Genomic DNA, 11114 nt, shown 5'->3' with positions numbered 1-11114 from the left:
GTCCGGGGGAGGGCGGGGCCTCCACCGCTGGAGCGGCACGGAGGGCGCTCCACAGCAGATAGCCATCCACAGCGATCAGGCAGACCAGCAGGATGGCGTTGGGGAGCAGGCCAGTCATCCCGCCCGCCAACAGGGTTTTCCCAATCTGGTAAACGCTTCGCAGGGTGAGCAGCAGGCTGACGGCACACAGCAGCCAGAGGTAACTCTGCCGGGTCATGGCAAGGCCCCCTTTCCAAGGCTTGCAGGTGGATCTCTTCACAATCATTGTACCATTTTTCCTTTGGAATGCAATTGATTCCCAAGAAAAACACATCTCCGGAAATGTTTACTGCGGGATTGTGCCCAACCCCCGGAATGTGGTATGATAACTGGTACGATATCAAAGAGAGGGGGATGCCCGATGCCGGAGCTGCTGCTGCCGGGCAATATCATATCCATGGACGCCCGGGCTGCCGACCGGCTCACTGCCTGCGGCAATGGGGACGCCGCCCTGCTCTACCTGTGGCTGCTCCGCCACGGTGGGGTGCTGGACCCCGCCCAGGCCAGGAAGGGACTCAAGTGGGACGGCCAGCGGCTGGAGGAGGCCTCCGCCGCCCTGGTGAATCTGGGCCTGTCCGACGGCAAGACCCAGGCCGAGGCCCCCCCCATCCCCGCCCCCCAGGGTCCGCCGGACTACACCGCCGCCGACATCACCCGGGAGATCGAGGACACCACCTCTACCTTCCCCGGTCTGGTGAACGAGGTCCAGCGGCGGCTGGGCAAAGTGCTGTCCACCGCCGATCTCAAAAGCCTGTATACCCTGTATGACTACCTGGCTCTCCCCGCCGAGGTGATCTGCCTGCTGGTGAGCTGGTGCGTGGAGGAGTTTGAGCGGAAATACGGCGCGGGCCAGCGGCCCCGTATGTCTCAGGTGCTGAAGGAGGGCTTTGCCTGGAAGCGGCTGGGGGTGGACACCGCCCAGGCCGCCGACGCTCACCTGAAACGCAAGAGCCTCTACCGCACCCGGGAGGGAGCCATCCTCCAGCTGCTGGGTCTCAAGCCCCGGCCCCTGGTGGAGAAGGAGAAGCGGAAGGTGGCGGCCTGGACCGACATGGGCTTTTCCGACGACGTGCTGCGGCTGGCCTACGAAAAGACGGTGTACAAGAAGCAGCAGATGGACTGGGATTACATGAACGGCATCCTGACGGGCTGGCACAAGAAGAACCTACATACCCTGGCGGAGATCGAGGCGGGGGACAAGCCCGCCCGGACGGCCCAGAGCGCTCCCTCCGCCGGCAGCAGGCCGGCCATGCTGGACCACCCAGCCGCCCCCGGCGATGTGGACCGGCGTGTGCGGGAGGATCTGGAACGGATGCGGGAATTTCTCCGGCAGGAGAAGGAACGGGACAAGGAGGGATAAGCCATGGGATACGAAGCCAGCGTGCTCTACCGGGCCACCAAGCGGCTGGAGGAGGGCCGCCGCCGGCGGGAGGAGGCGCTTGCCCGCCGCAAGACGGAGATCTATGCCCAGCTGCCCCGGGTCCGGGAGATCGACAAGGAGCTGAAGGGGACGGTGTACCAGATCATCGCCTCCTCTCTGCGGGAGGGGCGGGACCCCGGTCCCTCCATCCAGGTCATCAAGGACCACAACCTGTCCCTCCAGGCCGAGCGCACCCAACTGCTCCTCCAGAACGGCTGGGGGGCCGACGCCCTGGACGAGCAGCCCGCCTGCCCCAAGTGCAACGACACCGGCTGGGTGGGCGCCCAGATGTGTACCTGCCTGAAAAAACTGTGCGGCGAGGAGCAAATTAAGGAGCTGTCCAAGCTGCTGGATCTGGGCGAGCAGTCCTTTGAGACCTTCTCCATGGACTACTACTCCCCCCTGCCCTGGCCGGGGGAGGTCATGTCGCCCCGGGAGAACATGGAGTTTATCTTCGACCTGTGCTCCAACTACGCCCGGAAGTTCGGGCGGTTCAAGCTGCGCAACCTGTTCCTCTCCGGTGCGCCGGGACTGGGCAAGACCTTCCTGTCCGCCTGCATTGCCCGCACCGTGTCGGAAAACGGCTTCTCCGTGGTATACGATACGGCGGTCAACGTGTTTGCCCGGTTTGAGGAGCAGAAGTTTGCCCGGGACAAGCTGGACGCCGACGAGGCCAAAGACGAGACAAGGCGCTACCTGGGCTGCGACCTGCTGATTCTGGACGATCTGGGCAGCGAGCTCACCACCCCCTTCGTCCAGTCCGCCCTGTATACCCTGGTCAACTCCCGGCTCATGGCGGGGAAACAGACGGTGATTTCCTCCAACCTGACCATGACTCAGGTGCGCCAGCGCTATACCCCCCAAATTTCCTCCCGCTTGGAGGGGGAGTACCGGGTGCTGCCCTTCTACGGAGAGGACATCCGCCTGCAAAAGAAACGGGATTTATAAACCATTGATAAAGGAGACCTACCATTGAACGAGATCATTCTGCTCAAGCTGGGGGAGCTGGTCCTGAAGGGCCTGAACCGCCGCACCTTTGAGGATAAGCTGATTGCCAACGCCAAGCGCCGCCTGAAGCACCACGGCGATTTCAAGGTGTACTGCAAGCAGTCCACCATGTATGTGGAGCCCAAAAACGACGACTGCGACCTGGACGGAGCCTGGGAATCCATGACCAAGCTGTTCGGCGTGGTGGGCCTGAGCCGGGCCCGGGCCTGCGAGAAGGACAAGGACGCCATGCTCCAGACCGCCATTGAGTACCTGGGGGACAAGCTGGCTGCCGCCAAAACCTTCAAGGTGGAGTCCAAGCGGGCCGACAAGACCTTCCCCATGACCTCCATCCAGCTGTCCCAGTATGTGGGAGGCGAGCTGGACGAGAAATACCCCAACCTGAAGGTGGACGTACACCATCCGGAGCTGACGGTATATCTTGAAGTGCGGGACTATGCCGCCTACGTCCATGCCGACCCGGAGCCGGGCGCCGGCGGTCTGCCGGTGGGCGTGGGAGGCCGGGCGGTGAGCCTGCTCTCCGGCGGTATCGATTCCCCGGTGGCTTCCTGGATGATTGCCAAGCGAGGCATCGCCCTGGAGATGGTCCACTTCTTCTCCTATCCCTACACCTCCGAGGAGGCCAAGCAGAAGGTGCTGGACCTGGCCAAGCTGCTCACCCCCTGGTGCGGACGGCTCACCGTCCATGTGGTGCCCTTTACTGAGATTCAGGAAGAGCTGCGCCGGAAGTGCCCCGAGGAGCTGTTTACCGTGCTTATGCGGCGGTTCATGATGCGCATTGCCCAGGCGGTGGCCGCCCGGTGCGGCGCCGGGGCCATTGTCACCGGCGAGTGCCTGGGCCAGGTGGCAAGTCAGACCATGGAGGCCATGCGGGCCACCACCGCTGTGTGCGACCTGCCTATTCTGCGCCCTGTGGTGGGTATGGACAAGGAGGAGATCGTGCGGATCGCCCGCAAGATCAACACCTTTGAGACATCCATCCTGCCCTACGAGGACTGCTGCACCGTGTTTACCCCCCGCCATCCCCGGCTGCGGCCGGTGCTGGGGGAGCTGGAGCACGCCGAGGAGGCCCTGGATGTGGAGGGCCTGGTGAAGGCCGCCGTGGAGGGCATCGAGCGTATCCAGGTCTGATCCACCTCTTTCCCAATCCAACAAAGGAAGTGTTTCCTCATGTCTCATACCGCGGAACTCATTGCCGTGGGTACGGAATTGCTGCTGGGCAACATCGCCAACTCCCCGCGGAATCACTGATTCCGCAGGGACCCCATATCTTTTACATCCTCGGGCGGAATGAATCCGCCCTGCGGAAATGCTTCGCTGCGCTGCGCATTTGCGGCGGCACTAGCCGCCGATGCCGGTGTTGGCGATAGGAGGTTTTTTCCATGTCCCACACCGCCGAACTCATTGCGGTAGGTACAGAACTTTTGCTGGGCAATATCGCCAACACCGACGCCCAGATGCTGTCCCAGGGGCTGAGCGCCCTGGGCATCAACGTCTACTACCACACGGTGGTGGGGGACAATCCGGACCGGCTGCGCGCCGCCGTGGAGCTGGCCCGCACCCGGGCGGACATCATCATCACCACCGGCGGCCTGGGCCCCACCTGCGACGACCTGACCAAGAACGTCCTGGCCCAGTGCTTTGGCAGGCAGCTGGTGTTTCATGAGCCCTCCGCCCGGCGGATCGAGGCCTATTTCCAGCGGCTCCACCCCAACCGCCCCATGACGGACAACAACTACCAGCAGGCCATGCTGCCAGAGGGCTGCACCGTGCTGGATAACGACTGGGGCACCGCCCCCGGTGTGGCCTTTGAGGCCGACGGCGTCCGGGTCATCATGCTCCCCGGCCCGCCCCGGGAATGTCAGGCCATGTTCACCTACCGGGTGGTCCCCTATCTGAAGGACCTGGCCGACGGGGTCATTGTGTCCCGCACCCTGAAGCTGTTCGGCATCGGGGAGTCCTCCATGGAGGCCCAACTGCGGGAGCGCATGAACGCCATGACCAACCCCACCCTGGCTCCCTACGCCAAGGAGGGGGAATGTGAGCTCCGCATCACCGCCAAGGCTGCCGATGAGGAGAGCGCCCACGCCCTCATCGACCCGGTGGAGGCCGACCTGAAGGCCCACTTCGGTCCTCTGGTCTACGGGGTGGATATCCCCTCCCTGGAGGCGGCGGTCTTTGCGCTCCTCAAGGAGAAGAGCCTCACCCTGGGCACCGCCGAGAGCTGCACCGGTGGACTGGTGGCCAAGCGGATGACCGATCTGGCCGGGGTATCCTCGGTGTTCCGGGGGGGCGTGGTGAGCTACGCCACCGAAGTGAAGCACACCGTCCTGGGTGTGGACCAGGACCTGCTGGACCAGTACGGCGCTGTCAGTGAACCGGTGGCCCGGGCCATGGCCGAGGGGGCCCGGAAGGTGCTGGGCTGTGACCTGGCTATCTCCACCACCGGGGTGGCGGGGCCCGATCCCGACGAGCGGAGCAATCCGGTGGGGCTGGTGTTCATCGGCCTGGCCACCCCCGACGGCACCTGGGTCCGTAAGGTGAATCTGTCCATGGGCCGTCAGCGCATCCGCCACATTGCCGCTAGTCACGGCTTTGACCTGGCCCGGCGGTATCTGTCCGGTCTGGAACTGAAATAAATAAAATACGGTGTATTTTCTGGAAAGGAAAATACACCGTATTTTTGTTTTTAGGGGTTACTCCTGCTCATCCTGAGGATCGGATTCCTCCTCCTGGGCCTCCTCGACCGCCTGATAGGCGGCGGGGGGCTGGATGGCGGCGGGATCGGTGAACACCAGCTCGAAGGCGGCGGCGTCCATATTCTCGTACTTCAGCAGGTAGTCGGCCACAAAGTCCAGCTCCTTGCGCCGGGCGGAGAGGATCTCCACGCAGCGGTTGTAGGCGCCGTCGATAAGGCCCTTGATCTCCTGATCAATGAGGGCGGCAACCTCTTCCGAGTAGTTCTTGGTCTGGGCCATGGAGCGGCCGATGAACACCTCGTCGTGGCCGGAGTCAAAGACCACGTTGCCCACCTTGTCGCTCATGCCGTAGCGGGTGACCATATTGCGGGCGATGGCGCTGGCCTTCTGCAGGTCGTTGCCCGCTCCGGTGGAGATATCGCCCAGGGCCAGCTGCTCGGCGGCCCGGCCGCCCAGACAGACGGCAATGCGCTCGGTGAGCTGCTGCTTGGACTGGAAGGTCACATCCTCCTGGGGCAGGGAGATGGTCATGCCGCCTGCCATACCACGGGGGATGATAGTGATCTGGTGGACCGGGTCCTGGGTCTTGAGGTCGTGGATCACAATGGCGTGGCCCGCCTCATGGTAGGCGGTGAGCTTGCGCTCCCGCTCAATGACCACCCGGCTCTTCTTCTCGGGACCGGCGATGACCTTGATGACAGCTTCGTTCAGGTCCTTCATGCCGATGAAGCGGCGGTGCTGGCGGGCGGCCAGCAGGGCGGCCTCGTTCATCAGGTTCTCCAGGTCGGCGCCGGTAAAGCCGCCGGTACCCTTGGCCAGCTCCGCCAGAGACACGTCGTCTCCCAGGGGCTTGTTGCGGGCGTGGACCTTCAGAATGGCCTCGCGGCCCTTGATGTCGGGATAGCCCACATAGACCTGCCGGTCGAACCGGCCGGGCCGCAGCAGGGCGGGGTCCAGGATGTCCTGGCGGTTGGTGGCCGCCATGACCACCACGCCCTCGTTGTTGCCGAAGCCGTCCATCTCCACCAACAGCTGGTTGAGGGTCTGCTCACGCTCGTCGTGACCGCCGCCCAGGCCCGCGCCTCTCTGGCGGCCCACGGCGTCGATCTCGTCGATGAACACAATGGCGGGGGCGTTCTTCTTGGCCTGGTCAAACAGGTCACGGACACGGCTGGCGCCTACGCCCACATACAGCTCCACGAAGTCGGAGCCAGAGATGGACAGGAAGTGGACGCCCGCCTCTCCGGCCACCGCCTTGGCCAGCAGGGTTTTACCGGTGCCGGGAGGGCCTACCAGCAGTACGCCCTTGGGGATACGGGCACCCAGGTCCAGGAACCGGCGGGGGTCCTTGAGGAACTCCACGATCTCCTGCAGTTCTCCCTTCTCCTCCTCGGCACCGGCCACGTCGTCAAAGGTGACCTTCTTCTGCTCGTCGGCAACCGTGCGGGTACGAGCCCGGCCAAAGCGGGCGGTGCGGTCGGCTCCGCCGCCTCCGCCCCCGCCGCCGGCCTGGCGGAGGAACATGAAGTACCAAAGCATTCCAAAGACCACCAGCACCGCGATCCAGGGCAGGAAGCTGACCCAGAAGGGAGGCTCGAAGCCGGCGGGGTAGTCGTAGTCCTGGATAATCCCCAGCTGCATCTGCTCCACGATCAGGTCGTTGAAGTCGTTGTAGAACCACTGAGGATTGGCCACGTCGTAGGTGACGGTGGCTTTGCCGCCCACCGCCTCCTTCAGCCAGAGGGTGACGGTTTTATTGTCCAGCTCCACCTTGGTGACCTGCTGCTGTTCCAGCAGGCGGCGGACCTGGCCGTAGGTCATGTTGTCCCCGGTGTTCATGCCGCCCCGGAGGATAAAGATGGATACGATCAGCAAAATGGCAATGAGTACATAAAAGCCTACATCCCGCAGGCTTCCGTTACGTTTCAAGGAACAGACACGTCCTTTCCGGGTAGATTTGAGGAGCCTTATTCCCCGCCGTACACGGAGGGCTTCAGCACGCCGATGTAGGGCAGATTGCGGTACTTCTCTGCGTAGTCCAGGCCGTAACCCACCACGAAGTAGTCGGGGATGGAGAAGCCGGAGTAGCTGACCTCTACTTCCTTCACCCGGCGGGAAGGCTTATCCAGCAGGGTGCACAGCCGCACGGAGGCGGGCTTGCGGGCCTGGAGCAGCTGGAGCAGGTAGCTCAGGGTGTTGCCGCTGTCCAGAATGTCCTCCACCACAATCAGGTCCTTGCCCTCGATCTGCTCGGACAGGTCCTTGATGATCTTGACCTGGCCGGAGCTGGAGGTGCCGGCGCCGTAGGAGGACACCGCCATGAAATCCACGGTGCAGGGCAGGTGGATCTGCCGCACCAGGTCGGCCATAAAGACGAAGGAACCCCGCAGCACGCTGACCAGCAGCGGCTCCTTGCCGGCGTAGTCTCTGTCGATCTCAGCGGCAATCTCCGCCACACGGTTTTTCAGTTCTTCCTCAGAAAAAAGGATTCGCTCCACGTCTTTGTCCAAAATATGTTCCATACTTCTCCTTACCTTTCCTTCCAAAATACCACTTCCCAGGCCGGTTGGCCGGGCTTTGCCATACGCTCTCTATGGGGGCCCAGACCGGCTGCCGCCAGCACGCCCCGTTCATCCGCCAGTACCGGGATGCGGTCCCGGTCCCGACGAGGAATTTTCTCGTCGATCATCCATTTTTTCAGGGTCTTGGTGTCCCGGCCCGGCAGGGCCAGTTCATCCCCCGTCTGACGGGGGCGCAGCACCAGGGGCCCCTGAACCTCCTGAGATAAATACCAGGCGTTGGGCTTTTGCTGCTCTTTGGGGGGACAGGTTACTGCCCGACAGGTGCAGCGCCAGTCGGTGCCCTCCGGGGTGGTCTCCCCGTCGGTGTTCAGAGGACAGGGGGTCATCGCCGGGTTGTCGCTCTGGGTGGTAATAAGCAGCTCCTTGTACACCCGCTGGGCCAGCCGCCCGTTGGGCAGGAAAGCCACCGCCGAGGGATCGTCTCCCACGGCCAGCTCTACCACCGCTTTCAAATGGGCGGCGGAACAGTCGGTGTTGCCGTCCCCCGTCATTTCCAACAGGCGGCGGGCCGCCCGGGGGGCAATGGCAGCGGGCAGTTCGGCGATGTAGTGGGCCTCAATCACCAGGTCGTCTTCCGCCCAGCGGGCGTGGCTGCAAGCCATGGCGGCCTGGGCGTTGAGGTAGTCGTTGTCGGCCCGGAGATAACCCATCGTTTCCACAGAGCGCTCGGTCAGCCGGGGGTTCAGCTCCCGCAGTACCGGAATCACCTGACGCCGCAGCCTGTTACGGGCGTAGCGCTCGTCGGTGTTGGTGCAGTCCTCCACATGGGCCAGGCGGTGCTCTTCCAGATAGGCTTCAATGTCCGCCCGTGGGGTGGTGAGCAGGGGACGCACCAGGTCTCCCCGGCGGGGCGGGATACCTGCCAGACCGTGGAGCCCGGCTCCACGGGTCAGGTGGAGCAGCAGGGTCTCCAGATTGTCGTCGGCGTTGTGGGCGGTGGCGATGCGGTCACAGCCCAGCTGTTCCGCCGTACGGCGGAGGAACTCGTACCGCAGTTCCCGGCCGGTCTCCTCCACCCCCAGGCCACGGCGGGCGGCTTCGCCGTACACATCGCCCCTCTCCACCACGCAGGGGATGTTCCGCTCTTTGCAGAAGTGTTCCACAAAGGCGGCGTCAGCATCGGCGGCCTCTCCCCGCATCCCGTGGTGGTAGTGGGCGGCGGCCACCTGAAAACCACCCTCAGCCGACAGGCTGTGGAGCAGGTGGAGCAGGCAGATGGAATCGGCCCCGCCGGACACGGCACACAGCACCTTGCTCCCCCGGGGGAGCATATCGTATTCGGTTGTGAGGGCCTTGACGGTTTCCAGCATAAAGGTGTTCTCCTGTGGAATTTCCTGTAGGGGCGGCCTTTATGGCCGCCCGCGGGCGACCGCAAGGGTCGCCCCTACGATGGGGTGTCAGAACTCCGAATGCCGCCGGTCGATGGAGGAGAAGGTGGTGTACTCGGGCAGCCACTGCAGCTCCACCGTGCCGGTCTCGCCATGACGGTTCTTGGCGATGATGCACTCGGCCAGGTTGTGGTTCTCGCTGGTCTCATTATAGTAGTCGTCCCGGTAGAGGAACATGACGATATCGGCGTCCTGCTCGATGGCGCCCGACTCACGCAGGTCGGACAGCATGGGCCGCTTGTTCTGGCGGCTTTCGGGACCACGGGACAGCTGGGACAGACAGACCACCGGCACATTGAGCTCCTTGGCCATGATCTTCAGGGCGCGGGAGATGTCGGAGACGATCTGCTGGCGGTTGTCGCTGCTGCGGGTGGGACCGCCGGCGGAGGTCATGAGCTGGAGGTAGTCTATGACCACCAGGCCCAGATTATCCACCCGGCGGCACTTGGCGTTCATGTCGGCCACGGAGAGGGCGGGGTTGTCGTCAATGAGGATCTGGGTCTGGTTGAGGGCCGCCGAGGCGGCGGCAATCTTGGACCAGTCCTCCTCCCCCAGCTTGCCGGTGACCAGCTTCTTGTTGTCCACGAAGGCCTCGCCGGAGATGAGGCGCATGGCCAGCTGCTCCCGGCTCATTTCCAGAGAGAAAAAGACCACCGTCTTGCCGGAGAACTTGCCGGCGTGGAGCAGCATATTCAGGGCGAAGGAGGTCTTGCCCATGCCGGGTCGGGCGGCCAACAGGATCAGGTCGGACTTGTTCAGGCCGGAGATGGCCATATCCACGTCGGGCAGGCCGGTACTCAGGCCGGGCACGGCGGAATCGCTGGCGGCCAGCTCATTGAGGCGCTCATACACGTTGAGAATGACACCGGAGATGTGGGTCAGACCCTGGGAGGCCCGGCCTTGACGGATGGCGTAGATCCGCTGCTCGGCGGCCTCCAGCACCTCCTGACCGGTGCCGGTGCCCTCCTGTACCAGGGCGGTGAGATCCCCCGCCGTCTCGGCAATGCGGCGAAGCAGGGCCTTGTCCTTGACAATGGCCACATACTCCTTCACGTTGGCCGCCGTGGGGGTGACCTCCATCAGCTGGAGGATATAGCTGCGGGAGGTGTTCTCGTCGTATACCCCGTTCTGGCGCATATGGTCCAGCACGGTCACCGGGTCGATGGTGAGGGAGAAGTTGAACATGGAGTAGATGGTCTCGTAGATCTCGCGGTTGGTGCGCAGGTAGAAGTCCTCAGGCTTCAGCTCCTCGATCACATCAGGTACGCACCGGGCGTCGATAAGCATGGCGCCCAGCACGCTCTGCTCGGCCTCCACGCTGTGGGGCATCTGCCGCAGCAGCAGTTCCTCTTCGGTTGCCATGTTCCTTCACCTCCCCTGGACGGGCCGATGTGGGCATCGGCCCCTACGCATAGTTACTGCTCGGCCACGACCACCTTCAGGGTGCCGGTGACCTCGTAGCCCAGCTTCACCTTCAGCTCGTAGGTGCCGAAGGCCTTGATGGGCTCATCCTGCACGATCTTGGTTTTCTGGATGGTGATGCCGTGCTGGGCGGAGAGGGCGTCGGCGATCTCCTTGGTGGTGACGGCGCCGAAGAGCCGGCCGCCGTTGCCCGCCTTGGCAACAACCTTGACGGAGAGCTCCTTCAGCTTGGCGGCGGTGGCCTCGGCCTCCGCCTTCTCGGCGGCCATCTGGGCGGCCTTGGCCTTCTCCTGCATCTTCATGGTGTTGATATTCTCCGCGGTGGCCAGCACAGCCAGCTTGCGGGGAAGAAGGAAGTTGCGGGCGTAGCCGTCGCTGGCCTCGATCATCTGGCCCTTCTTGCCCTGGCCCTTCACGTCCTGCTGCAAAATCACTTTCATAACTATTATCTCCTTCCTGTTAGGCTTCCCCAGGGGGAAGCTGTCACGCAAAGCGTGACTGATGAGGGAAATGGTATCGGACCCCTCATCCGCCCCCCTACGGGGGCACCTTCCCC

General features: G+C 63.6%; 10 protein-coding genes. 4 read left to right on the top strand and 6 right to left on the bottom strand.

The window, feature by feature from the left end:
- Nucleotides 1–217, bottom strand: a 217-nt coding sequence (locus tag B5G42_RS10495; protein WP_140399836.1) for a hypothetical protein, incomplete at its 3' end; no start/stop codon positions are given.
- A gap of 183 nt (nucleotides 218–400) precedes the next feature.
- On the opposite strand from B5G42_RS10495, the gene B5G42_RS10490 reads away from it, so the two are divergent.
- The 4 genes from B5G42_RS10490 (at nucleotide 401) to B5G42_RS10475 (ending at nucleotide 5106) form a co-directional block, all read left to right on the top strand.
- The gene (locus B5G42_RS10490; protein ID WP_087269989.1) at nucleotides 401–1399 is read left to right on the top strand and encodes a DnaD domain protein; all 999 of its coding nucleotides are present in this window, start codon (nucleotides 401–403) and stop codon (nucleotides 1397–1399) included.
- Between the two features lie 3 nt (nucleotides 1400–1402).
- Nucleotides 1403–2407 (top strand): ATP-binding protein, encoded by a 1005-nt coding sequence (locus B5G42_RS10485; protein WP_087269986.1) that lies wholly within the window; start codon nucleotides 1403–1405, stop codon nucleotides 2405–2407.
- A gap of 24 nt (nucleotides 2408–2431) precedes the next feature.
- Entirely contained in the window at nucleotides 2432–3598 is a 1167-nt protein-coding gene (gene thiI / locus B5G42_RS10480) for a tRNA uracil 4-sulfurtransferase ThiI (RefSeq protein WP_087269983.1), read from the top strand.
- 251 nt (nucleotides 3599–3849) lie between these two features.
- On the top strand, nucleotides 3850–5106 hold the full coding sequence (locus B5G42_RS10475; protein ID WP_087269980.1) for a competence/damage-inducible protein A: 1257 nt from the start codon (nucleotides 3850–3852) through the stop codon (nucleotides 5104–5106).
- Nucleotides 5107–5163: 57 nt separating this feature from the next.
- On the opposite strand, the gene ftsH is transcribed toward B5G42_RS10475, so the two are convergent.
- From ftsH to rplI, 5 genes are all read right to left on the bottom strand, one after another.
- Entirely contained in the window at nucleotides 5164–7095 is a 1932-nt protein-coding gene (gene ftsH / locus B5G42_RS10470) for an ATP-dependent zinc metalloprotease FtsH (protein ID WP_087269978.1), read from the bottom strand.
- A gap of 38 nt (nucleotides 7096–7133) precedes the next feature.
- On the bottom strand, nucleotides 7134–7688 hold the full coding sequence (hpt, locus tag B5G42_RS10465; RefSeq protein ID WP_087269975.1) for a hypoxanthine phosphoribosyltransferase: 555 nt from the start codon (nucleotides 7686–7688) through the stop codon (nucleotides 7134–7136).
- Nucleotides 7689–7696: 8 nt separating this feature from the next.
- Nucleotides 7697–9058 carry a tRNA lysidine(34) synthetase TilS gene (gene tilS / locus B5G42_RS10460; RefSeq protein WP_087269972.1) on the bottom strand — a complete coding sequence of 454 codons (1362 nt, stop codon included), beginning with the start codon at nucleotides 9056–9058 and terminating at the stop codon, nucleotides 7697–7699.
- An 87-nt stretch (nucleotides 9059–9145) separates the two neighbouring features.
- Nucleotides 9146–10498 carry a replicative DNA helicase gene (gene dnaB, locus B5G42_RS10455; RefSeq protein ID WP_087269968.1) on the bottom strand — a complete coding sequence of 451 codons (1353 nt, stop codon included), beginning with the start codon at nucleotides 10496–10498 and terminating at the stop codon, nucleotides 9146–9148.
- A gap of 53 nt (nucleotides 10499–10551) precedes the next feature.
- Entirely contained in the window at nucleotides 10552–10998 is a 447-nt protein-coding gene (gene rplI, locus B5G42_RS10450) for a 50S ribosomal protein L9 (RefSeq protein ID WP_087189228.1), read from the bottom strand.
- Nucleotides 10999–11114 lie beyond the last annotated feature (116 nt).

Source organism: Flavonifractor sp. An91, from assembly GCF_002159225.1.
Classification (GTDB): Bacteria; Bacillota; Clostridia; order Oscillospirales; family Oscillospiraceae; genus Flavonifractor; species Flavonifractor avicola.
This window is presented reverse-complemented; position numbering and strand designations above follow the sequence as displayed.

Coding starts and splice junctions, on each gene's coding strand:
- rplI (WP_087189228.1), bottom strand. CDS start 10,998: ATGAAAGTGATTTTGCAGCAGGACGTGAAGGGCCAGGGCAAGAAGGGC.
- B5G42_RS10490 (WP_087269989.1), top strand. CDS start 401: ATGCCGGAGCTGCTGCTGCCGGGCAATATCATATCCATGGACGCCCGG.
- hpt (WP_087269975.1), bottom strand. CDS start 7,688: ATGGAACATATTTTGGACAAAGACGTGGAGCGAATCCTTTTTTCTGAG.
- tilS (WP_087269972.1), bottom strand. CDS start 9,058: ATGCTGGAAACCGTCAAGGCCCTCACAACCGAATACGATATGCTCCCC.
- B5G42_RS10485 (WP_087269986.1), top strand. CDS start 1,403: ATGGGATACGAAGCCAGCGTGCTCTACCGGGCCACCAAGCGGCTGGAG.
- B5G42_RS10475 (WP_087269980.1), top strand. CDS start 3,850: ATGTCCCACACCGCCGAACTCATTGCGGTAGGTACAGAACTTTTGCTG.
- dnaB (WP_087269968.1), bottom strand. CDS start 10,498: ATGGCAACCGAAGAGGAACTGCTGCTGCGGCAGATGCCCCACAGCGTG.